This is a genomic window from Streptomyces sp. NPDC001068, assembly GCF_042897315.1.
Lineage (GTDB): Bacteria > Actinomycetota > Actinomycetes > Streptomycetales > Streptomycetaceae > Streptomyces.
On the sequence record NZ_JBIAYD010000001.1, the window covers coordinates 980,643 to 1,003,717 of the forward strand.

At 72.7% G+C, this 23,075-nt stretch carries 20 protein-coding genes; 14 read left to right on the forward strand and 6 right to left on the reverse strand.

Annotated elements, in window-relative coordinates:
- Positions 1-79: 79 nt before the first annotated feature.
- Positions 80-1,609: a helix-turn-helix domain-containing protein gene (locus ACFY3I_RS04260; RefSeq protein WP_390859241.1), complete on the forward strand. Its 1,530-nt coding sequence runs from the start codon at positions 80-82 to the stop codon at positions 1,607-1,609.
- Positions 1,610-1,765: 156 nt separating this feature from the next.
- Here ACFY3I_RS04260 and ACFY3I_RS04265 read toward each other — a convergent pair whose 3' ends face one another.
- A complete protein-coding gene (locus ACFY3I_RS04265) occupies positions 1,766-2,914 on the reverse strand; it encodes a hypothetical protein (RefSeq protein WP_390859242.1) in 1,149 nt (382 codons plus the stop codon).
- Positions 2,915-3,235: 321 nt separating this feature from the next.
- A complete protein-coding gene (locus ACFY3I_RS04270) occupies positions 3,236-3,529 on the reverse strand; it encodes a trypco2 family protein (protein ID WP_365292815.1) in 294 nt (97 codons plus the stop codon).
- A gap of 91 nt (positions 3,530-3,620) precedes the next feature.
- On the opposite strand from ACFY3I_RS04270, the gene ACFY3I_RS04275 reads away from it, so the two are divergent.
- The 5 genes from ACFY3I_RS04275 to ACFY3I_RS04295 all read left to right on the forward strand — a co-directional run bounded on the left by ACFY3I_RS04275 (position 3,621) and on the right by ACFY3I_RS04295 (position 11,307).
- Positions 3,621-4,940 carry a serine protease gene (locus ACFY3I_RS04275; protein ID WP_390859243.1) on the forward strand — a complete coding sequence of 440 codons (1,320 nt, stop codon included), beginning with the start codon at positions 3,621-3,623 and terminating at the stop codon, positions 4,938-4,940.
- Positions 4,940-7,420, forward strand: coding sequence for a tetratricopeptide repeat protein (locus ACFY3I_RS04280; protein ID WP_390859244.1), 2,481 nt, complete (start codon positions 4,940-4,942; stop codon positions 7,418-7,420). The genes ACFY3I_RS04275 and ACFY3I_RS04280 overlap by 1 nt, the downstream gene beginning before the upstream one ends.
- 223 nt (positions 7,421-7,643) lie before the next feature.
- On the forward strand, positions 7,644-9,035 hold the full coding sequence (locus ACFY3I_RS04285) for a vWA domain-containing protein (protein WP_390859245.1): 1,392 nt from the start codon (positions 7,644-7,646) through the stop codon (positions 9,033-9,035).
- The gene (locus tag ACFY3I_RS04290) at positions 9,032-10,054 is read left to right on the forward strand and encodes a hypothetical protein (RefSeq protein WP_390859246.1); all 1,023 of its coding nucleotides are present in this window, start codon (positions 9,032-9,034) and stop codon (positions 10,052-10,054) included. Before ACFY3I_RS04285 ends, ACFY3I_RS04290 begins: the two co-directional genes overlap by 4 nt.
- Positions 10,051-11,307 carry a carbohydrate ABC transporter substrate-binding protein gene (locus tag ACFY3I_RS04295; RefSeq protein WP_390859247.1) on the forward strand — a complete coding sequence of 419 codons (1,257 nt, stop codon included), beginning with the start codon at positions 10,051-10,053 and terminating at the stop codon, positions 11,305-11,307. The genes ACFY3I_RS04290 and ACFY3I_RS04295 overlap by 4 nt, the downstream gene beginning before the upstream one ends.
- A 94-nt stretch (positions 11,308-11,401) precedes the next feature.
- Here the strand turns inward: ACFY3I_RS04295 and ACFY3I_RS04300 are convergent, their stop codons facing one another.
- Positions 11,402-11,827, reverse strand: coding sequence for a DUF6299 family protein (locus ACFY3I_RS04300; protein ID WP_390859248.1), 426 nt, complete (start codon positions 11,825-11,827; stop codon positions 11,402-11,404).
- A 298-nt stretch (positions 11,828-12,125) separates the two neighbouring features.
- On the opposite strand from ACFY3I_RS04300, the gene ACFY3I_RS04305 reads away from it, so the two are divergent.
- From ACFY3I_RS04305 to ACFY3I_RS04330, 6 genes are all read left to right on the forward strand, one after another.
- Positions 12,126-12,320 carry a DUF5999 family protein gene (locus tag ACFY3I_RS04305; RefSeq protein ID WP_365292826.1) on the forward strand — a complete coding sequence of 65 codons (195 nt, stop codon included), beginning with the start codon at positions 12,126-12,128 and terminating at the stop codon, positions 12,318-12,320.
- 217 nt (positions 12,321-12,537) lie between these two features.
- Positions 12,538-13,350 carry a PaaX family transcriptional regulator C-terminal domain-containing protein gene (locus ACFY3I_RS04310; protein WP_390859249.1) on the forward strand — a complete coding sequence of 271 codons (813 nt, stop codon included), beginning with the start codon at positions 12,538-12,540 and terminating at the stop codon, positions 13,348-13,350.
- 193 nt (positions 13,351-13,543) lie between these two features.
- Positions 13,544-14,095: an adenylyl-sulfate kinase gene (cysC, locus tag ACFY3I_RS04315; RefSeq protein WP_390859250.1), complete on the forward strand. Its 552-nt coding sequence runs from the start codon at positions 13,544-13,546 to the stop codon at positions 14,093-14,095.
- The gene (cysD, locus tag ACFY3I_RS04320) at positions 14,092-14,994 is read left to right on the forward strand and encodes a sulfate adenylyltransferase subunit CysD (RefSeq protein ID WP_390859251.1); all 903 of its coding nucleotides are present in this window, start codon (positions 14,092-14,094) and stop codon (positions 14,992-14,994) included. Before cysC ends, cysD begins: the two co-directional genes overlap by 4 nt.
- Positions 14,995-14,996: 2 nt before the next feature.
- Entirely contained in the window at positions 14,997-16,214 is a 1,218-nt protein-coding gene (locus ACFY3I_RS04325; RefSeq protein ID WP_390859252.1) for a sulfate adenylyltransferase subunit 1, read from the forward strand.
- Between the two features lie 247 nt (positions 16,215-16,461).
- The gene (locus tag ACFY3I_RS04330) at positions 16,462-16,911 is read left to right on the forward strand and encodes an ATP-binding protein (protein ID WP_365288802.1); all 450 of its coding nucleotides are present in this window, start codon (positions 16,462-16,464) and stop codon (positions 16,909-16,911) included.
- On the opposite strand, the gene ACFY3I_RS04335 is transcribed toward ACFY3I_RS04330, so the two are convergent.
- The 3 genes from ACFY3I_RS04335 to ACFY3I_RS04345 form a co-directional block, all read right to left on the reverse strand.
- Positions 16,871-18,307: an amino acid permease gene (locus tag ACFY3I_RS04335; protein WP_365288801.1), complete on the reverse strand. Its 1,437-nt coding sequence runs from the start codon at positions 18,305-18,307 to the stop codon at positions 16,871-16,873. The genes ACFY3I_RS04330 and ACFY3I_RS04335 overlap by 41 nt on opposite strands.
- A 127-nt stretch (positions 18,308-18,434) precedes the next feature.
- Positions 18,435-19,442, reverse strand: coding sequence for an ornithine carbamoyltransferase (gene argF, locus ACFY3I_RS04340; RefSeq protein WP_390859253.1), 1,008 nt, complete (start codon positions 19,440-19,442; stop codon positions 18,435-18,437).
- 97 nt (positions 19,443-19,539) lie between these two features.
- Entirely contained in the window at positions 19,540-20,778 is a 1,239-nt protein-coding gene (locus tag ACFY3I_RS04345) for an arginine deiminase (protein ID WP_390859254.1), read from the reverse strand.
- A 149-nt stretch (positions 20,779-20,927) separates the two neighbouring features.
- Here ACFY3I_RS04345 and ACFY3I_RS04350 point away from each other — a divergent pair, with 149 nt between their 5' ends.
- The gene (locus ACFY3I_RS04350; protein WP_390859255.1) at positions 20,928-22,031 is read left to right on the forward strand and encodes an SPFH domain-containing protein; all 1,104 of its coding nucleotides are present in this window, start codon (positions 20,928-20,930) and stop codon (positions 22,029-22,031) included.
- Between the two features lie 148 nt (positions 22,032-22,179).
- Positions 22,180-23,073, forward strand: a complete 894-nt coding sequence (locus ACFY3I_RS04355; protein WP_365288797.1) for a hypothetical protein — start codon at positions 22,180-22,182, stop codon at positions 23,071-23,073.
- The last annotated feature ends 2 nt before the right edge of the window (positions 23,074-23,075 follow it).

Sequence of the window (23,075 nt, forward strand, 5' to 3'; positions counted from 1 at the left end):
CCGCAACCGCACTGACAGCACGTCACCCGAACGGACCCCCCACCGCGCACCATCTCATATCTGAGATAACCTCGGCCCCATGGCAGACGACTACCTCGTACGCATCGGCAAGCTCATCCGTGATGCCCGGCAACACCGTGGCTGGACGCAGGCGCAGCTCGCGGAGGCGCTCGGCACCAGTCAGAGCGCTGTCAACCGCATCGAGCGCGGCAACCAAAACATCAGCCTTGAGATGATCGCTCGAATCGGTGAAGCCCTGGACAGCGAGATCGTCTCACTGGGCTACGCGGGCCCGATGCACCTGCGGGTGGTGGGCGGCCGCCGGCTGTCCGGCGCGATCGACGTGAAGACCAGCAAGAACGCGTGTGTGGCCCTGCTGTGCGCCTCGCTGCTGAACAAGGGGCGCACGGTGCTGCGCCGGGTGGCCCGGATCGAGGAGGTGTACCGCCTGCTGGAGGTGCTCAACTCGATCGGCGTGCGGACCCGCTGGATCAACGAGGGCGTCGACCTGGAGCTGGTGCCGCCGGCCGACCTCGACATGGCGGCGATCGACGCCGAGGCCGCCGTACGCACCCGGTCGATCATCATGTTCTTCGGTCCGCTGCTGCACCGCATGGACCACTTCAAGCTGCCGTACGCCGGCGGCTGCGACCTCGGCACCCGGACCATCGAGCCGCACATGATCGCCCTGCGCCGGTTCGGGCTGGACATCGCGGCGACCGAGGGGCAGTACCACGCGCAGGTCGACCGGTCGGTGCGCCCGGACCGTCCGATCGTACTGACCGAGCGCGGGGACACGGTCACCGAGAACGCGCTGCTCGCCGCGGCCCGGCACGACGGCGTCACCGTCATCCGCAACGCGTCCTCCAACTACATGGTCCAGGACCTCTGCTTCTTCCTGGAGGCGCTGGGCGTCAGGGTCGAGGGCATCGGCACCACGACCCTGACCGTGCACGGCGTCCCGAACATCGACGTCGACGTCGACTACTCCCCCTCCGAGGACCCGGTCGAGGCGATGAGCCTGCTGGCCGCGGCGGTGGTGACGGAGTCGGAGCTGACGGTCCGTCGCGTCCCGATCGAGTTCCTGGAGATCGAACTCGCCGTCCTGGAGGAGATGGGCCTCGACCACGACCGCAGCCCCGAGTACTTCGCGGACAACGGCCGCACCCGGCTGATCGACCTGACGGTCCGCCCCTCCAAACTGGAGGCGCCGATCGACAAGATCCACCCGATGCCGTTCCCGGGCCTGAACATCGACAACGTCCCCTTCTTCGCCGCCATCGCGGCGGTCGCGCAGGGCAAGACCCTGATCCACGACTGGGTCTACGACAACCGCGCGATCTACCTCACCGACCTGAACCGCCTCGGCGGCCGCCTCCAGCTCCTGGACCCGCACCGGGTGCTGGTGGAGGGCCCGACCCGCTGGCGCGCCGCCGAGATGATGTGCCCGCCGGCACTGCGCCCCGCGGTCGTCGTCCTGCTGGCGATGATGGCGGCCGAGGGCACGTCCGTACTGCGCAACGTGTACGTCATCAACCGCGGTTACGAGGACCTCGCGGAGCGACTGAACACGATCGGGGCCCAGATCGAGATCTTCCGGGACATCTGACGTGTGAACGTGACGGCCGGGCCTCGCTGATCCGCTGGGTGGCGGGTCGGGAGGGCCCGGCCGGTCCGGAAGGCGGGCGGCCTCTCCGCGCGCACGGCTCCGGGGCGGCCGGCCCGGAGCGCGGGCACCCGGTCGACGGGGGCGGTACCGCGCCGTTCAGGCGTCCCGCCCTCGACGTCTGTCCAGCCGGACCGGGACCTCGATCGGGCCCTGGACTCCGGACGGTGGCCCCCAGCGCTCGGGGCCCGTCGGCCGCGGGGGGTGGAAGCGGGCGGCCAGCGCTCGCAGCACGGCGGTCAGTTGCCGTTCCGAGGCCGTGGCGCCTGTGCAGTAGTGGAGGCCAGCGCCGAAACTCAGGTGCGGGCGGCCCGGTTCGCGCAGCGGGTGGTAGGCGTCGCCGTCGGGTTCGCCGTCCCGGTTGGCCTGCACCGCGCACAGCAGGACCGGGCTGCCGGGCTCCAGGATCCGGTCGGCCAGCGCCAACGGCGTCTCGGTGAAGCGGATCTGCAGGGGCGCGGTCGGCATCCAGCGCAGCAGTTCCCGTACGGCCGACCTCGCGGTCGTCTCGTCGGCGGCCGCCGCGGACCAGGTCCGCGGGTGGTCGGCGAGGGCGGCCACCAGCTGGCCGAGCGCGAGGCGGTAGGGCTCGAAGCCGATCAGGAGCGACATCCTGGAGCGCGCCCACCGCGGTCGCTCGGCCGCCGTGACGCCCTGTCTGCGGGCCAGTCGGCCGAGGAAGTCCTGCACCTGCTCGACCGCCGCCCTCGCCGGTGCGAGCACCTCCGACGGCGTCAGCCGGTGGATCAGGGCCAGATCCCGCACCGGATCGGCGATCTCGCGATAGGTCACCCGGTCGATGTCGAGCAGCCGGGCCGCCTGCGCGTGCACGACCGGGTCCGCGACGTCCTCGACGAACTCGCACTCCCCGTCGATCCCGGCCGTGGCCGCGAGTGCCTCCGCGGCGGCGAAGGAAGGCTCGAAGGCCGGGCCGCGCAGGAGCGGGCGCATGCTCTGGCGCAGCGTCCCGTGGTCCTCGGCCCGGGAGAAGATGAGCAGCGACGCGAACCAGGAGCCGATCGTCTGATCCGTCACCCCGGCGTGCCGCAGCTGCCGCCAGGGGTCGTGCACCAGGGTCGGTTCCCGCAGCAGCCGGCCGACCGTCGCGTGATCGCACACGACCGGGCCGTACTTGCTGTCCAGGAGCCGGCCCTCGATGCGCGCGGTACGCAGCCGGTGATCGTCGAAACGGAAGGAGAGGGAGTCGACTTCGATGAACGAGAAGGGAGTCTCGTCTCTCTCTGCCACTTGCACTGCCATCTTCGGTGGCCTCACGCGGGTCGATTCGCCGGATGCGCCGGCGGACGCGCATCATTCTGCGCGCGCCGGCCGGCCTGCGACGACGTCCCCGAAGGAGGGTCCCTGACGGCTCCTCAGGAGCGGACCGGAGCCCCCGCGCCCGGGGCTAGTGCTGTGACCGGAAAGGTTTACCGGAAGGCTCGCGGCGTCCGGTGCGGTGCATCGCAAGGCGGAGCATCGCCCGCGTACTGGATGTACTCGGGCGATGCGACAACGCGGCGAGGTGCCGTGCCGGGCGTCGCGAGCCGGTGAACCTTTCCGGTCGCAGCACTAGCGGCCGACCTCGTGGTGGCGGCCGTCCGGGCGGGGCAGCGGCTTGAGGTCGACCTGGATGCGATGGGTGGAGTCGTGGCTGACCGAGCCGCCCAGGCGGGCCTCGACGACACCCAGGCGCAGCCCCGCACCGCCCTCACCGGCCCGGTGGAACTGCACCGAGAACTCCAGGCTCACCTGCTCCACGCTGAACCGCCAGTCGCTCTCCGCGCCTTCGGCCTGGGCCCGGGCCAGCTCCGCGCGTACCGTGCCGATGGCCTCCGCGAGACCGATCGGTTCTGGATCCCCCATGACAACTCACCGCCGTCTTCCGCTGATCGACCGATCCAACCTGGTCACGAGTCTAGGGACGGGCGATGCCCCGCGCGTAGTGTGAGACAGCATGGGGGAACTGCGTGCGGACTGGAGACTCAGGCTGCGACGCGAGGACGCGCACGGCCCCGTCTGCGGGGCCGGTGTACTCGTGGACCAGCACACGGCGCTGACCTGTGCGCATGTGGTACGCCACCCGGACGCCGTGATGTGGCTGGAGTTCGCCGAGAACAGCTCCCTGGATCCGGTGTCCGCACGGGTCATGGCGGGCGGCTGGCTCCGGGAGGGCGGACACGGCGAGGACGTCGCGGTGCTACGGCTCGACAGTCCGCGCCCACGCGCACGCCCGGCCCGGCTGGAGCCCGCGCTCGGCGTCGGTGCGGAGGTGTACGCGACCGGGTACGCGGAGGGCTTCGACGACGGTATGAGCCTGAAGGGCCGGGTCGGCGGGGTCAGCGGCGAGTGGGTACAGCTCGACGCCGTCACCAAGGCCGAGGTGGTACGCCCCGGGTTCAGCGGTGCCGGTGTGTGCACGCGGCCCCGGGAGGGGCGTCCGGGGCGGGTGGTCGGCCTCGTCGTCAGCTGGCGCGGGGACCTGGGCAGGCCGCTGCCCGAGGACAGCCGACTCGCCTTCTCGTATCTGGTACCGGTCGATCGCATCGCCGAACTCTCGCCGTTGGTGGCGGAGTTGAGCGCCCCGGACGCCTGGGACCACGCCTTCGAGGAGCGTCTGGACCGGTGGTTCGACGATCCGGACGAGGAACCGGTGAAGATCACCGTGGTTCCCCCGGGCACGGGCAAGGACCGTTCGCTGCGTCATCTGCTGCACCGCGCCGACCTCGTGCACCGCGGCGGCGACAGCAGACCGCACCTCGCCGACCACGCCCTGGGCCGGATCTCCTTCCCGGTCGGCGAGTACCTCGCGTACTGGAACTGGCTGCTCGGCACCGCGGGCCGCCCGACGGGGGCGATCCCCGCGCCCGCCCGGCCCGTCACCCTGGTGGTCGACGGCCTGGACGAGGAGCCCCGGGCCGGCGCGTTGGTGGAACTGCTGCTCCGATTAAGGCTGTTGGGCTTCCGGATGCTGCTGGTCTTCCGTCACGAAGGCGGTACGGGCTGGAACACCGCCCGCGACGAGCTGCTGCGGCCCGCGCTCCTCGGTCACGCGGACACCCTGCTCGGCCGCCTGGAAAGCGCCGAGTCCGCCGGCGCGATCCGCCGCGATGTCGTCGACAGCGCCTCCCTCGCCTCCGTCACCGAGACGGCCGACCTGCGCCGGGCCGAACTCCGCCGGATCAGCGCGTTGCCTGATCCGGAACGGCAACTGCCTGGCCTGCGGGCGCTGTTGCGAACGCTGCGCACCGACCTGGACCGACAGGGGGGCCGGTGATGCGGGAACACCGCACGGACCGGGCCCGGATCGAGGGCAACGCCGACGTTGCCGCCGACGCGGACGCGGACGCCGGCGGCAACGCCACCGGCACGGGCACAGGCACAGGCACAGGCACCAGCACCAGCACCAGCACCAGCACCAGCAGGGTGTCCGGGTGTCCGCACCGGGACTTCGACGGATCGCCCTGTCCGGGCTCGGTCCTGCCCACCGGCTGGTGCGACCGGTGCGGCCGTGCGGAGCACGGCGTCAGGCTGCCCGTCCTGCCCGAGGACCCGCGTGACCTCGGCCCCCGCGACCTGCTCACGCTGCCGGACCGCGCACCGCGTCCCGCCGGGGCTCGCCTGATCCGTGCGGAGGCGCCGCTGCGCGTCCGGATGGGGTGCTCGGCCGCCGACTGCGGGATCACCTTCGCCCCGCCCTACACCGAGGGCCCGGTCCCCGTCACGGGGTACTGCCCGGCGTGCGGGGAGCGTTACTCGTACGAACCCGAGCTCACCGAGGGCGAGTTGCTGCGGGACCAGTACCGGATCATGGGGCCCATCGACCACGGCGGCCAGGGCTGGGTCTACCTCGCCGAGGACACCCACCTGGGGGACGTCGTCGCCGTCAAGGGCCTGCTCAACCGGTACGAGCAGGACGGCGCCCGGCTCGCCGACGTGGAGCGCCGAAACCTGGTCGCCATCCGCCACCCGCGGATCGTCCAGATCCGGGACTTCGTCGCCCGCGGCGACGACACCGGGGAGATCACCGGTGGCTACATCGTCATGGACGACGTCGGGGACGGCACCCTGGAGAAGGTCGTCGAGGAGACCCGGCGGGGCGAGTCCGTACTCGACATCGAGCACGTGGCGGCGTACGGCTGCCAGATCCTCGAAGCCCTCGCGCATCTGCACGCGGGCGGCGAACGGGTCTTCGTCTACGGGGACATGAAGCCCTCGAACGTCGTGCACCACGGGGACGGCGTGAAGGTCATCGACCTCGGCGGGATGCGCGAGGAGGGTCAGAGCCGGCCGCCCGCCCATGTGACCAGCGACTTCATGGCGCCCGAGACCGCGTTCTCGGGCCTGCCCACCGTCGCCCACGACCTGCACACCGTCGGCGTCACCCTGCGCGAACTCGCCCGGTGGGCCGTCGACGAGGTGCCCGGCCTCGGCACCGGCTCCTTCTGGCAGGTCGTCGAGCGCGCCGTGCGGACCGACCCCGGACGGCGCTTCGCCGACGCCCGCGAGATGGCCGGCCAACTGCGGGGCGCGCTCCGGGAGATCCGGGCGCTGCGCGGCAAGAGCGACCCGCCCGAACCCTCCGACTACTTCCGTCCGTCCCCGCAGTTGCTCGGCGCCCGGCTCGGCACGGTACCGGGCATCGAACACTGGCTGGAGCGGCCCCGCCGCGACCGGTACGAGCCGCCGGTGGCCCCCGCCCTCGATCTCGGCGCCCCCACGCCCACGGAGATCGCGGGCTGCCTGCCGGTGCCGCGACGGTATCCGGGCGACCCGCAGACCGCGCGGTTCGAGGTGAGCAGCGGTTACGACCCCGGCCTCCTGCTCGACCAGGAGGACGAGAAACCGGCGTCGGTGGAGATCTGTCTGCACAACGTGCGGGTCCTGCTGGGCCGGAACACCCGCGACGATCTGGAGCTGGCCCAGGCGGAACTGGACACCGCCGACTCCATTCCAGGGCCGTCCGCGGTGCGCCGGTGGCGGCTGGAGTGGCACCGCGCGCTGCTGGCGCTGCGGCACGCCGGTCTCCACGACGCCCCCCACCAGGTCACCGCGGCCCGGACCCACTTCCTGCGGGTCCACCTCGAACTGCCCGGCGAGTACGCCCCCAAGCTCGCCCTCGCCTACTGCGGGGAGCGGCTCGGCGACCCCGGGAACGGGCCCACCGCGCGGGAGCTGTACGAGGCGGTGTTCGCCCGCAACCCCGCGCACGGCGGGGCCGCGCTGGGGCTGGCCAGGCTGGCACTGCGCGCGGGCGACCGGCGGGCGGCCCTCGACGTCCTCGGCCGGGTGGGGCCCGGCACCCTGGACCACACCGTCGCCCGGATCGCGTCGCTGCGGATCCGCGCGGCCCGGCTGCCCGGTGGCCTCGGTCCGGCGCCGGAGAACTTCGCCGCGCTGCCCGCGCCCGCCGAGGTCGACGCGGTGCTGGCCGAGGTGCCCGTACTGGTGGGCCGTGGGCCGGGCGCGGGCGAGCCGAGTCTGTCCGAGGACGAGGCGCTGCGGCTGCGGACCGAGCTGCACGAGTGGAAGCTGGACGCGCTGCACCACCAGAGCGACCTGCCCGGTGCTCCGGGCGCGGGCGCCGGCCGGCTCGACGCCCGCAGGCTCAGAGGCCTGAGCCCGCCCGAGCGCGAGCAACGCGGCCGGATGGAGTCCCTGTACCGGCAACTGGCGGCCCGGCACCGGGAGTCGCCCGCCGCCCACGAGCATCTCGTGGACCTCTTGCACGCGGTACGGCCGCAGACCCGGGTCTGACCACCCGCACGGGTCCAGCCGGACCACACGCGCCACGATCACAACGCACCCCGCACGACCGGGCCTCGCGACACGACGGAGGCCCACGGCACACGTCCGGACCGGTCCGCACCACACCGGCAGCACACGGCACGACCGGCACGACCGGCCCGCGCGGCCGTACGGCGCCGCTCCCGCGGCGCGCCCCCCACGGTGACGAAGGGAAGGAGCGGTGACGGAGGACATGAGCAGCCACACCCGGCCGTCGCGGCCACGCGTCCGCCTCCACGTCGACCTCGACGGAGATCTGCGACCGCACCGCAACACCAAGATCGAGGCCCATCTGCGGGTCGACGTGGCCGCCGACCGGGCCCCCGCCGACCTGCCCGCGGTCGAACTCGCGGTGATCATCGCGGTGGACGTCGCCGAGGCGCGGCGCGCGGCCGTACGCCACGCGCTGCCGGCCGCGCTGCGCGCCCTGCCCGACGGGATCTCCTTCACCGTGCTGGGCAGTGGTCCCGAGCCGGTCCGCTGCTACCCGCGGGGCACCGACGACTGGGCCGTCGCCGACGGCGACCAGCGGCGCCGGGCGGCGTTCGCCGTCGGCTCGCTGCCGCTGCACCGGGACGGGCCGCGTCCCGCCGGATACGCCCCCTGGGCGGCCAAGGCACGGGCGTTGCTCGCCGGGCGCCCGTTGTCCGTACCGCATCTGGTGCTGATCACCGACGGCAGCAGCGCCGCCGGAGAGACCCGCCTCGAGGAGGAACTCGCCCGCTGCGCGGAGAGGTTCACCTGCGACGTGTTCGCGGTGGGCGCCGACTGGGCGCCCGATCCGCTGCTGGCCATCGCCGAACGGCTGCACGGCACCGCCCAGTTCGTGGACGAGGGCCTCGGCGGGGCGGTCACCGACGCCGTCGCACGGCTGCGCCGGGTGGGACCGTCGCAGCTGGCGATCGAGGTGACCCTGCGGCCCTCGGTGCGTCAGGTCTCGCTCAGCGAGAAGGCACCCCGGCCGCACCGGCTCGTCGGGCTGCCCGACACCGACCGGCCGCACCGCTGGAGCTTCCCCACCCACCAGTGGGAGCAGGGCAGCCGCGACTACCTGCTCACCCTGGTCGCGGGCGCCGACGGCGACCCGTTGGAGACCGACCTCCAGTTCGCCATGGTCTCCGTCGACGACGTCCACGCACCGGTCGTCGCCCGCTGGCGGCTGCCCCGGCAGTCCCCTCCCCCGACCGGTCCGGCGGGCGGTGACAGTGTGCGCGGCCTCAACGCCACCACCCGGATGCGCGGCGCGCTGCGCGACGGGCTCACCGCGCTCCGGGGAGAGAGGCCCGACACCGCCCGGGAGTACCTGGCACAGGCGGCCCGGCTGGCGGCGCGGCTGGGCACGGACTGGGTACTGGACGAGATCCGTACGGTCGCCGACATCGAGGACGCCGCCGAGGGACGGGTCCGGCTGCGCGCCGTGGACGCCGGCACGCTCGGCCCGATGATCCTGCGGGCGGGCTCCCGTCCGGGCGGGCCCGTGTCCGGCTTCGTGGACGCACCGCCTGGCCCGCGCTGCGGCGCCTGCCGCCGCCCGGCCGGCCCGGAGGCCCGTCACTGCGTCGCCTGTGGGGAGAAGCTGCTGTGACGGCCCCGCGGACCGCCCTCCCGCGTCGGTACTCCCCCGCCGCGTACTGGCGCCGGCGGCTGAGCGGCCGGCGGACCCGACGGCTGCTGGAGACGCATCTGCTGGTGCTGTTCCTGTGCGCTGTGGTCGCCTCGGCCTCCCTGTTCCTGTCCTACCGGCAGACCCGGCAGGGGGCCGCGGCACTCGCCGCCCGTGAGGCGCCGGCCGTGCAGGGGCTCGCCGCCGCCCGGCTGGCGGCGGTGCGGGCCGACCAGGAGGCCCACGCCCTGGTGACGGCGCATCTCGTCGACGTGGCGGGCTCGGGCGAGACCTACCGGTCCCAGCTGTCCGCGGCCGACCAGGGCCTGTCCCGGATCGCCGACCGCACGGACCAGGACCTCGGCACGGTCGACGGGCTGCTCGACACCTACGGCAACTCGCTCGGTCTGGGGACGTCCATGTACCGCGACCAGCCGCTGATGCGCGAGCAGAAGCTGGACGAGGCGGACTCGCTGCTCAGCCGCAGCACGGTCGGGCTGGCACCCCGCCTCGACGCCCTGCAACGGGTCCAGCTGCGACACGCCAAGGCCACGGCCACCATGGGGCGGTGGCAGCGGGCCGGCTGGTGGCTCGCCGAACTCGCCCTGGCCGTCATGGCCCTGACCCTGCTCTCGGCACTGTTCGTGCTGCGCGACCGGTGCGGCCGCGACTGGAACCCGTACCTGCTGGCGGCGTTCGCCCTGACCGTGTCGCTCGCGGTGTTCCCGCTGCTGACGGCCACCGCCACCGGGCACCGCCTCGACCGGGCGCTCGGTGACCTCGGCCGGATCACCGAGACGTCCCGGCGCACCGGTCCGGGACTGGCCTCGGCACAGCAGAGCGTCGCGCAGGAATCGGAGGAGGTGCGGCAGGAACTGACCGACGGCGGCTGGGCCGACCGGATGTACATGGGCACCGCGGTCGGCGGCCTGCTGGTCGTCGTCCTGCCCGCGCTGGGCCTCGGGCTCCGGCTGGACAGCGACTACTGGAGGCGGCGGTGACCCAGCGGTTCAAGGTAATGGTCGTGCTCGTGGTCATGCTGCTGATCGCGGCCGGCGGGCTGGTGGCGGCCTGGGCCCGGCACGACGACGGGGAGCCGGTGACCATCCTGGGCACGTGGACCGGGGACCAGGCGGACCGGTTCGAGGCCGTGCTGCGGGACTTCGGCATTCCCTTCCGCTACCAGGGCACCGCCGCCCAGCGCGAGGTGCTGCTCTCCAAGGTGCAGTCGGGCGAGCCCCCGGACATCGTGATCATGCCGGGTATCGGTGAACTCGCCGAGTACGCCGACCAGAACCGCCTCAAACCGCTGAACGGGCTCTACGACCCGGGGCAGTACGGCGCGCCGTGGAACGCGACCGGCACCGTTTCGTCGTCGGTGTACTGGGTCCCGGTCAAGGCGGACCTGAAGAGCATCGTCTGGTACCGGCAGCACGAGCGGCCCGCCGACTCGCCCGCGCCGCTGCGGAGTTGGTGCATCGGCATGGGGGACGACGGCGCCTCCGGCTGGCCCGGCACCGACTGGATCGAGGATCTCGTGCTGCAGCGTGCGGGACCGGGCGTCTACGCGCGGTGGGCACTGGGTACCGGCGGCACACGGTGGTGGCGGAGCGACCCGGTGCGGTCGGCCTGGCAGGCCTGGGCCGGGCTGCTCGGGCAGGACCGGACCAGGGCCAGGCACGCCCTGCTCACCGATCATCGCGGCGCGCCGGACGGCAACGGGCTGCTGTTCGACGGCTGGGGCGGCTGCGGTCTGGAGCACCAGGGTTCGTTCGCCCCTTCCTTCTACCGGACCGAGGCGCCGCACGCGGACTTCACGGACTCCGCCCCGCTGCTGCCCGGCGGCGGCCGGGTCCGGGCCCACGAGGTCACGGGAGATTTCGCGGCACTGTTCAGCGACCGCCCCCGGGCCCGCGAACTGGTCCGGCGGCTGGCCTCCAGGGACGGCCAGCAGGAGTGGGCGGCTTCGGCGGACTCCTTCTCCGCGAACCGGGAGGTGGTCCCGCGGAACCACCCCGTCGAGCACAGGATCGCCCAGCGGCTCCGGGAGGGTCCGCGCTGCCTGGACGCCTCGGACGTCATGGCACCCGCCGTACGGGACGCCTTCTACGAGGCCGTCCTGCAGACCATCGCCCGGGTCGCCGAGGGCCAGGACCCCGGCATCACGGGCCTGTTGCGGGATCTCCAGCGGGTGCAGGACGCCCAGGGCGCCCCTGGCCGGGCGGCGCCGCGGACGGTGTGCAGTTCCCGGTGAGGCGCTTCCCGCAGGCCGGTCCGCGACCGGCCCGGCGCGAGGTCGCGGCGGCCCGGCACCGGGGAGGGTGCGGGGCCGCCCGGTGCGGCGCGCCTCAGGCCTTGTCGAGGGTGACGTCCTGCTGCTGGACGGCGTGGAAGGTGGGCAGCGGCAGGACGCCCTGGGGACGCAGCTCCATGATCGTGGCCTCGACGTGGGCCGCGCCGGGCTTCAGCTTCTCCGAGGTCACCTTGCCGGTGTTCTCCCAGTGGTGCTCGGCGCCGTCGCACACGGCCCGGGTGCCGCCGACGCCGTGGCGTGTGTTCGGCGACTCCTGGCTGACCGACGAGCTGACGAACACCGGGCCCGTGGCGTCGGTGCAGGTGTAGGTGCCGGAGAGGGTGACCGTGCCGTCGTCGGCGAGGCGGCCGGCGGGGTCGACGGTGACGGAGTCGGCGGAGGCGGCGGTCGCGGGCGCGACGGCGCCGCAGAGCAGGGCGGCGGAACCGAGGGCCGCGGCGAGGACGGGGCGTAGGCGCATGACATCCTTCCCAGGTCGTGGTGTGGGGCATGCCCTGGATACCGGGCTCCCGGGCCGGTGGGCGTGACCATCACCCCTTCGGTGGCGCGTCCCGGCGCGCATGCCGCACACCGCTCCGCGACGGGTCGGTGCCGCCGGCCGCCGTCCCGGTCGCGCGGCGTCCGTCGTGGCCGCGTCCGGGAGTTGTCCGTGTGTTGTCACAGGTCGCGGCAGGTGGTTCCGCGGCGTTCACGACGGGAGCATGGTCTGGTCATGCCGGTCGGCGACCGTGCCGGAGGCAGACCCGTGGAGGTGCGCCATGTGTTCCCATCAGATCCCTAGCGCGACGGCCGACCGCGGCCTCCCGCACATCGTCGCCGCCCGCCCCGAGCAGGGCTGGACGCTGCTGTGCGACGGCGCGATCGTCTTCGACGACACCGGCGAGCTGCGTCCCGACGGCACCGTGACCGAGCCGCACCGCGGCCCGGCCGGCCGGCTCACCGTCGCCGCCTGACCAGGGCGCGGCAAGCCCCGCGCCCGACCCGGGCGGCCCCTCGCCACACCCCGGGCGACCTCTCGGCTCACCCCGGGCGGCCCCGCGCCCGACTCCAGCGGCCCCGCGCCCAACCCCGGCGGCCCCGCAAACCCCGCGCCGGCCGCCGCACCCCGAAATCCTGACTCGCGTTCAGGCGTGTACCTGAGGTGACCAGCAGCGATGCCGGGGACCTAAAATGATCAACGTGCCCGAGCAACACGCCCCGAGGTCCCTCATCGTCACGCTCTACGGCGCGTACGGCCGCTTCCTGCCCGGCCCGGTGCCCGTCGCCGAGCTGGTCCGGCTGCTGGCCGCCGTCGGCGTGGACGGCCCATCCGTACGGTCGTCGGTGTCCCGGCTGAAGCGGCGCGGGCTGCTGGCGCCGGCCCGCACCGCGCAGGGTGCCGCCGGCTACGAACTCTCGGCCGAGGCCCGCCAGCTGCTGGAGGACGGCGACAGCCGGGTGTACGCGGCGGCGGCGCCCGAGGACGCGGGCTGGGTGCTCGCGGTGTTCTCGGTGCCCGAGTCGGAACGGCAGAAGCGGCACGTGCTGCGCTCCCGGCTCGCCGGTCTCGGTTTCGGCACGGCCGCCCCCGGGGTGTGGATCGCCCCGGCCCGGCTGTTCGAGGAGACCCGGCACACCCTGCGACGGCTCGGCCTCGACCCGTACGTGGACTTCTTCCGCGGCGACCATCTCGGCTTCGCGCCCACCACCGAGGCGGTCGCCCGCTGGTGGGACCTGACGGCGATCGCCAAGGCGCACGAGCAGTTCCTCGACGACCACGAGCCGGTACTGCGCGGCTGGGAGCGCCGGACGGACACCCCGCCCGAGGACGCCTACCGCGACTACCTCCTGGCCCTGGACTCCTGGCGCCATCTGCCGTACACCGACCCCGGACTGCCGACGAGCCTGCTGCCGGCGGACTGGCCGGGCACCCGTTCGGCCGCCGTCTTCCGGGCGCTGCACGAACGGCTGCGGGACGCGGGTGGTACCTTCGCCGGACTGTGAACGAACGATCGGCCGAACAGTGAACGGGCGGCCGATTGTGAAATGTTCATTGCGGGCCCCCGTGACCTCTTGCGCACCGCGAGTCACTCAGCCAAACCTCAGCTTCCTCAACCACTCCTCTCAGACTTCTTACCTACTCTTCGACAGGTCGTACGCGAGCTGGACGAGAAGGTAAGAAAGAGGTCTGTTGCGCATGACCACCACGCCAAGGGTGCAGGGAGCCACCGTCTGGCTGACGGGGCTGCCGAGCGCGGGCAAGACGACGATCGCCCGGCTCCTGGGAGATCGGCTCAAGGCCCGGGGACACCGCGTGGAGATCCTCGACGGCGACGAGATACGCCGCTTCCTCTCGGCCGGCCTCGGCTTCTCCCGGGAGGACCGCGACACCAACGTGCAGCGGATCGGACTGGTCTCCGAGGTGCTGGCCCGCAACGGCGTGATCTCCGTCGTCCCGGTCATCGCCCCCTACGCCGACAGCCGCGAGGCGGTCCGCATCCGGCACGAGAAGAGCGGTACGCCGTATCTGGAGGTGCATGTCGCGGCACCGGTCGAGGTGTGCAGCGAGCGGGACGTGAAGGGCCTCTACGCCAGGCAGGCCGCGGGCGAACTGTCCGGGCTGACCGGTGTCGACGACCCGTACGAGCCGCCCACCGATCCGGCGCTGGTGCTGCGCACCCAGGACCAGACCCCCGGGGAGTCGGCGGACGCGGTGCACGCGCTGCTGGTGGAACGGGGGCTGGCGTGAGCGCCTTCGCCCTGTCCCATCTGGACGCGCTGGAGTCGGAGGCCGTGCACATCTTCCGCGAGGTGGCGGGCGAGTTCGAACGGCCGGTGATCCTCTTCTCCGGCGGCAAGGACTCCATCGTCATGCTCCACCTCGCCCTCAAGGCCTTCGCCCCCGCGGTGATCCCCTTCTCCCTCCTCCACGTGGACACCGGCCACAACTTCCCCGAAGTCCTCGACTACCGCGACCGCGTCGTCACCGCACACGGACTGCGCCTCCACGTCGCCTCCGTCCAGGACTACATCGACCGCGGCGTGCTCAAAGAACGCCCCGACGGCACCCGCAACCCCCTGCAGACCCTCCCTCTCACCGAGAAGATCCAGCACGAGAGGTTCGACGCCGTCTTCGGCGGCGGCCGCCGCGACGAGGAGAAAGCACGCGCCAAGGAACGCGTCTTCTCCCTGCGCGACGAGTTCTCCCAGTGGGACCCCCGCCGCCAACGCCCCGAACTGTGGAACCTCTACAACGGACGCCACGCCCCCGGCGAACACGTCCGCGTCTTCCCCCTCTCCAACTGGACCGAACTCGACGTCTGGCAGTACATCGCCCGCGAAGCCATCGACCTGCCGGACATCTACTACGCCCACCACCGCGAGGTGTTCATGCGGGGCGGGATGTGGCTCACCGCGGGCGAATGGGGCGGCCCGCGCGAGACCGAGACCGTCGAGAAGCGACGGGTGCGCTACCGGACCGTGGGCGACATGTCCTGCACGGGCGCGGTGGACTCGGACGCGGACGGCATCGAGAAGGTGATCGCGGAGATCGCCGCGTCCCGGCTGACCGAGCGCGGCGCCACCCGCGCCGACGACAAGCTCTCCGAGGCCGCGATGGAAGACCGCAAGCGCGAAGGGTACTTCTAGGCATGACCAGCACCACCACGACCGTCGACACCCTGCGGTTCGCGACCGCCGGGTCGGTCGACGACGGCAAGTCCACCCTCGTCGGACGCCTCCTGCACGACTCCAAGTCCGTCCTCACCGACCAACTCGAAGCCGTCGAACGCGCCTCCGCCTCCCGCGGCCAGGACACCCCCGACCTCGCCCTCCTCACCGACGGACTGCGCGCCGAACGCGAACAGGGCATCACCATCGACGTCGCCTACCGCTACTTCGCCACCCCGAAACGACGCTTCATCCTCGCCGACACCCCCGGCCACGTGCAGTACACCCGCAACATGGTCACCGGCGCCTCCACCGCCGAACTCACCGTCGTCCTCGTCGACGCACGCAACGGAGTCGTCGAACAGACCCGCCGACACGCCGCCATCGCCGCCCTCCTCCGCGTCCCCCACGTCGTCCTCGCCGTCAACAAGATGGACCTCGTCGGCTACGAGCGGACGGAGTTCGAGCGGATCGTCGCCGACTTCGCCGCGCGGACCGCCGAGCTGGGGCTTCCGGAGGTCACCGCGATCCCGGTCTCCGCGCTGGCCGGTGACAACGTCGTCGACCGGTCCACGGCGATGGACTGGTACGACGGTCCGGCCCTGCTGGAGTTCCTGGAGGGCGTCCCGGTGGCCGCGGACGCGGCGGACGGCCCGGCCCGGTTCCCGGTCCAGTACGTCATCCGGCACGGCGACCTCCGCCACTACGCGGGCCAGCTGGTCTCCGGTTCGCTGCGGGTCGGCGACCGGGTCACCGTGCACCCGTCCGGGGCGGTCTCCGAGATCGCCGGGATCGACGTGCTGGGCACCGCGGTGGAGACCGCGTACGCCCCGCAGTCCATCGGGGTGCGCCTGGCCGACCAGCGGGACGTGTCCCGCGGCGACCTGATCACGGCCGGACCGGAGGCGCCCGTGCTCACCCGGGACGTCACGGCGGACGTGTGCCATCTGGCCGACCGGCCGCTCAGGGTCGGCGACCGGGTGCTGCTCAGACACACCACGCGGACCGTCAAGGCGATCGTCCGGGACCTGGCGGGCGCGGCCGAGCTCACCGCCAACGACCTGGGCCGGATCACCCTGCGCAGTGCCGAGCCGGTGCCGCTGGACGCCTACGCGGTCTCCCGGCGCACCGGGTCGTTCATCCTGATCGACCCGGCGGACGGCGCGACGCTGACCGCGGGGATGGTCGACCTCGCCTGATCCCCTCGCCCGCACGCGAAGAGCCCCCGGCCGCGGCCGGGGGCTCTTCGCGTGCGGGCGGTCACAAGGTCACAGCGAGTCAATAACGCGGTAACAGCCGGGCCGCGCGTGCAGGACGGCGCGCGGGGCTGGGTAAGCAGCCGGTTACCGGGACGAAGCTCCGGTCCGGGGCCCGCCGACGGGTTCCGGGACGGGGCCCGTACCATTCCTACAGCTGAAAGCAGGACAAGCAGTGATCGCCTGCGCCATGAACGGAATCGCCGTGTACGAACCACCTTCCGCCGCCTCCTGGCGAATCGCGCTGCCGCACACCGTCGCGGCCGTGCCGGTCGCCCGTGCCCTGGTGCGTTCGGCGATGGAGGAGGCGGAGCACGCGGCGGACCCCGACACCGCCGAGCTGCTCACCGCGGAACTGGTGGCCAACGCCGTCGAGCACACCGCCGGCCGGGGACCGATAGAGCTGGTCGTGGAGTTGCTGCCGGGCGGCTGCAAGGTCGAGGTGCACGACCCGGACCCGGCGCCGCCGGGCCACCTGACCCGTCCGGTGATCGAGGAGCCCGATCCGATGGAGGAGGGCGGGCGCGGTCTGCTGCTGATCCGCGCCCTCAGCGCGTCCTGCGGGCACCGCGCCACCCCGTCCGGCAAGGCGGTGTGGTTCAGGCTTCCTGTAGTACCGCGTCAGTGGCGTCCGGCGTGATCGCCCCGGCGCGGGCCAGCGTGGAGTTCCGGCGCCCGTAGCCGACGTAGACCAGCAGGCCCACCACCAGGAAGACCGCGAACTGCAGCCAGGTCGTCCAGCCGGTCTCGTACATCAGGTACAGGCAGAATCCGACGCCGAGCAGCGGCACGACCGGGTAGAGCGGCACCCGGAAGGTACGGGACAGCGCCGGTTCGCGGCGCCGCAGGGCGATCACCACGATGTTCACCACGGCCATGATCGCGAGGGTCCCGATGGTGCAGAGGTTCATCACGGCGTCCAGCGAGGCGAACGCCGCGGGCAGCGCGAAGACGAGCGCGACGATCAGGGTGCCGGCGACCGGGGTGGCGGTCTTCGGGGAGACCTTCTCGAAGACGCGCGGGATCAGCCCGTCCCGGGACATGGACATGAGGATGCGGGTCTGGCCGTACATCACGGCGAGGACCACGGAGGCGATGGCGACGACCGCGCCGAAGGCGATCACACCGCCGCCGATCGTGGACCCGGTGACCTGGTTGACCACGTAGGACAGGGCCGCGGGCCGGCCGGCCACCTGGTCGCCGCCGATGGCGCCGGTCGCGGCCAGCGCGACGGCGCAGTAGAGCAGCGTGACCACGCCCATGCAGACGAGGATCGCGACCGGGATGTCCCGGCGCGGGTTCTTGGCCTCCTCGCCGGCCGTGGTGATCGCGTCGAAGCCGATGTAGGAGAAGAACGCGGCGGTGGTGCCCGCGCCGATGCCGCCGAGCCCGGCCGGGGAGAACGGCACGAGGTTGCCGTCCTTGAACGCGCTGAAGCCGATCACGCAGAAGGCCAGCAGGATGACGAGCTTCACGGCCGCCATCGCGGCGGTCGCCCGGGCGCTCTCCCGGACTCCGCGCACCAGCAGCAGGGCGCCCATCGCGATGACGATCACCGCCGGGAGGTTCACGACCCCGCCGTCTCCGGGGCCCGCGGACAGGGCGTGCGGGAGCTGGAGGCCGGTGAGGCTGTGCAGCAGTTCGTTGACGTACTGGCTCCAGCCGACCGCGACGGCCGAGATGGAGACGCCGTACTCCAGGAGCAGGCACCAGCCGACCAGGAAGGCCGTGGACTCGCCGAGGCCGGCGTAGGCGAAGGAGTACGACGATCCGGAGACCGGGATCGCGCCGCCCAGCTCGGCGAAGGACAGGGCGGTGAAGACGCAGGTGATCGCGGCGAGGACGAAGGAGACCACGACGGCCGGGCCGGCCTGGGCGACCGAGTCGGAGAGCCCGACGAAGATGCCGGTGCCGACGACGGCGCCGATGCCGAAGCAGATCAGCTGGAAGAGGCCCATGGTGCGGCGGAGGCCGTGGCCCGCGCGGTCGGCGCCGGATTCGGCGACGAGCAGGTGGGGGGACTTGATGCGGGGCATGCGGGTGGTGCTCGTTTCTGGTGGTGCGGGTGCGATCCGGGTCGGTCGCCGTGGCGGCCGCGGCAGGGGTGGCGCCGGGCCGCCGGACAGAATAAGGCCTGGTGGGGACCTTGCGGTACGGCGAAGGTCAGCCGAGGGTGGCCACCAGCACCGCCTTGATGGTGTGCATCCGGTTCTCGGCCTCGTCGAAGACGACCGAGTGCTCGGACTCGAACACCTCGTCGGTGACCTCCAGCTCGGTCAGGCCGTGGCGCTCGTGGATCTCCCGGCCGAGGTCGGTGCCGAGGTCGTGGAAGGCGGGCAGGCAGTGCAGGAACCTGACGTCGGGATTGCCGCTGGCCCGCATCACGTCCATGGTCACGGCGTAGGGGCCGAGCAGCGCGATCCGCTCGTCCCAGACCTCCTTGGGCTCACCCATGGACACCCATACGTCGGTGGCGATGAAGTCGGCGCCCCGCACACCGTCCTTCACGTCCTCGGTGAGCGTGATCCGGGCGCCGGACGCCTCGGCGAGCCGTCCGGCCAGCTCGACGATGGTGTCGTCCGGCCACAGCAGCCGGGGCGCCACGATCCGCACGTCCATGCCGAGCAGGGCGCCGGTGACGAGGTAGGAGTTGCCCATGTTGTAGCGGGCGTCGCCGAGGTAGGCGAAGGCCATCTCGTCGAGGGGCTTGTCGCTGTGCTCGGTCATGGTGAGCACGTCGGCGAGCATCTGGGTGGGGTGCCATTCGTCGGTGAGGCCGTTGTAGACGGGAACCCCGGCGAACGCCGCCAGCTCCTCCACGACGCCCTGCCCGTGTCCGCGGTACTCGATGGCGTCGAACATCCGGCCCAGCACCCGGGCGGTGTCCTTCACGGACTCCTTGTGCCCGATCTGCGAGCCGGACGGGTCGAGGTAGGTGGTGACGGCGCCCTGGTCGGCGGCGGCGACCTCGAAGGCGCAGCGGGTGCGGGTGGAGGTCTTCTCGAAGACCAGCGCGATGTTCTTGCCGCGCAGGTACTGCGTCTCGGCCCCGGCCTTCTTGGCCGCCTTCAGCTCGGCGGCCAGCCCGACCAGCCCGCGGAACTCCTCCTGGGTGAAGTCCAGCTCCTTGAGGAAGTGGCGGCCGGTGAGGGCGGTCGGGACTGTCGCCATGGGGGCGCTCCAGCAGTAGAGATCGACGTCGGGACTTTTGGAAGTCTATACGACGTTTCACATTTCTATACAGGGCTGTACGCGCCGTATCCAGTGTTCACCTGCGGGACCCCTGCACGGCGTCCCGTTCCACCGGGCAGCTCATGCAGCGCGGACCACCCCGCCCCCGGCCCAGCTCGCTGCCCGGGATCTCGATCACCTCGATGCCCTGCTTGCGCAGGTGGGTGTTGGTGGTGGAGTTGCGCTCGTAGGCGACGACCACCCCGGGCTCGACGGCCAGCACGTTGCAGCCGTCGTCCCACTGCTCCCGCTCGGCCGCGTGCACGTCCTGGGTGGCGGTGAGGACCCGGATCTCGCTCAGGCCGAGGGCCGCGGCGATCGCGCGGTGCATGTGCTCCGGCGGGTGGTCGGTGACCTTCAGCTCCTTCTCGCCGCTGCCCGGCTCGATGGTGTACGAGCGGAGCATGCCGAGCCCGGCGTACTGGGTGAAGGTGTCGCCGTCGACCATCGTCATCACGGTGTCCAGGTGCATGAAGGCGCGCCGCTTCGGCATGTCCAGGGCCACGATGGTCCGCGCGGAGCCGGCCGCGAAGAGCTTGTGCGCGAGCATCTCCACGGCCTGCGGGGTGGTGCGCTCGCTCATCCCGATCAGGACCGCGCCGCCGCCGATCACCAGGACGTCGCCGCCCTCGATGGTGGAGGGATAGGCGGCCTGCCCCTCCGACCAGACATGGAACTCCTCGCCGCCGAAGAGCGGGTGGTGCCGGTAGATCGCCTCGAAGTGCACGGTCTCGCGCTGCCGGGCCGGCCAGCGCATGGCGTTGATGGAGACACCGTCGTAGACCCAGGCGGAGGTGTCCCGGGTGAAGAGGTGGTTGGGGAGCGGCTGCAGGAGGAAGTCGTCGAGGTCCATGACATGGAAGCGGACCGAGGTGGGCTCCGCGTGCCCGTCCAGGAACTCCCGCTTGGTCATGCCCCCGACCAGCACCTCCGCCAGCCGCGGCGCGGGCAGGTTCTCGAAGGCGGCGCGCAGATGGTCGGTGGCGAGCGGGCCGTACTCCTTCTCGTCGAAGACCCGGTCCAGGACGAGGGTGCGGGCCGCCGGGATCGCCAGCGTCTCCGTGAGGAGGTCGCCGAAGAGGTGGACGGCGACGCCGCGGTCCCGGAGCACGTCGGCGAAACCGTCGTGCTCGGCCCTCGCCCGGCGGACCCACAGGAGGTCGTCGAAGAGGAGGGCGTCCTTGTTGCTGGGGGTGAGCCTTTTGAGCTCGAGATCCGGCCGGTGCAGGATGACGCGGCGCAGCCGCCCGGCTTCGGAGTCGACATGGAATCCCATGACTCCATCCTGACCATCGCGGACCGGATTCACCCCCAGGTCGACCGTTTCTGTTGTCGTCCCCTTGACGACAAGCGGGATCAGGATAATTATTGTCATGCTGACTCTTAATCGCGAGGGCATCGCGAGGACATCACGAGGGGGACCTCATGGCCGACATCACCCGACGCCTGGGCCGGCGCCACCTGCGCGGAGCCCCGACGGCGCACATCAGGCACCACCGGGACGGGAAGCTGCTGCACGACGGGCCGGGCATCAGCTTCTGGTTCCGCGCGCTCACCGCGGCGATCTCCGAGATACCGGTCGACGACCGCGAACTCGCGATGACCTTCCACGCCCGTACGGCCGACTTCCAGGACGTGGCGGTGCAGGCGACGGTCACCTACCGCGTCGGCGACCCGGCGCTCGCCGCCGGCCGGCTCGACTTCTCGATCGACCCCGACACCGGGGCATGGCGCGGCACCCCGCTGGAACAGCTCGGCACCCTGCTCACCGAGACGGCCCAGCAGCACGCGCTGGCCGTGCTGGCCCGCACCCCGCTGGCGGCGGCCCTGGTGGACGGGGTGGCCGCGGTCCGGGAGCGGATCGCGGCGGGCCTCGGCGCGGAGCCCCGGCTGCCCGCCACCGGGATCGAGGTGGTGGCCGTGCGGGTGATGGCGCTGCGGCCCGAACCGGAGGTGGAGCGGGCGCTGCGCACCCCGGCCCGTGAGCAGATCCAGCAGGAGGCCGACCGGGCCACCTACGAACGGCGGGCGGTGGCCGTCGAGCGGGAGCGGGCGATCGCCGAGAACGAACTGGCCAGCCAGATCGAACTGGCCCGGCGCGAGGAGCAGTTGGTCGAGCAGCGGGGTACCAACACGCGGCGCGAGGCGGAGGAGCACGCGGCCGCCGACGCGGTGCGCGCGGAAGCCGAGGCCGCGAGGTCGGTGAAGCTGGCGGAGGCCGAGGCCGCCCGCACGGTCCGGCTCGCGGAGGCGGAGGCCGCGAGGTCGGTGAAGCTGGGCGAGGCGGAGGCCGCCCGGGCGGTCACGCTCGCCCGGGCCGAGGCCGAGGCGGCCCGGGAGGTCGGCGAGGCACGTGCCGCGGCACAGGCGGCCTGGCTGCGGGTGCACGGCGAGGTGGACGTGGCCACGCTGCACGCCCTCACCGGCACCCGGCTCGCCGAGAACCTGCCGCGCATCGACAGCCTGACCGTGTCACCGGACGTGCTGACGGGGCTGCTGGCGAAGCTGGGTACGGCGGCGGAGTCGTGACCGCCGCCCGGAGGTCCCCGGCCCTCGCGGCACCGGCAAACGGCACGGCGGGCGCGGTCGCGCGGTCCGGCCGGGGACCGGCGGCGGTCCGGACGGCCGGGCCGGCGGCTCCCGCGCGCCGGAGCGGCCGGCCCGCACGGGCCGCGTCATGAGCCTCGCACCCCGGGTGGTCCTCGTGCACCGCACCACCGAGTACGAGGAGTTGGTGGCCCACCACGGCACCCACGGCCAGGCCGCGTTCTTCCTCTCCTCCCGGGGGCGGGACATCGAGGAGGTCGCCGAACGGCACCGCCGCACCGGGCGGGCGCTCACCGAGGTGACCGCGGCCATCCCGCTGACCTGGCGGCAGGCCCGGGTCGAGCGGGGCGACCTGGACCGGTTCCTGTTCGCGCCGGAGGACGTGGTCCTGGTGGTCGGCCAGGACGGGCTGGTGGCGAACGTGGCCAAGTACCTGGACGGCCAGCCGGTGATCGGCATCGACACCGACCCCGGCCGCAACCCCGGTGTGCTGGTACGGCACCGCCCCGAGCACGCGGCCGCGCTGCTGGCCTCGGTCCGGGCCACCGGCGCCGACGAGCTGACGATGGTCGAGGCCGTGACCGACGACAGGCAGCGGCTCGTGGCGCTCAACGAGATCTACCTCGGTACCGCCGGTCATCAGACCGCCCGATACCGCCTGGGCCTCGAGAACGACGGGGGTGTCGTCGAGGCCCAGGCTTCCTCCGGGGTACTGGTGGGCACCGGCACGGGCGCCACCGGCTGGCTGCGCTCGCTGTGGCAGGAGCGCGGCGCCCGGCTGACGCTGCCCTCCCCCACCGAGGACCGCCTGCTGTGGTTCGTCCGCGAGGCCTGGCCCTCGCCCGCGACCGGTACCTCCCTGGTCGCGGGCGAGCTGTCCGCCACGGCCGCCCTGACGCTCACGGTCGAGTCGGACCGGCTGATCGTCTTCGGCGACGGCATCGAGACCGACGCCCTGGAGCTCGCCTGGGGGCAGACGGTCCGGGTGGGAGCCTGCGCCCACCGGCTCCGGCTGATCGGCTGACC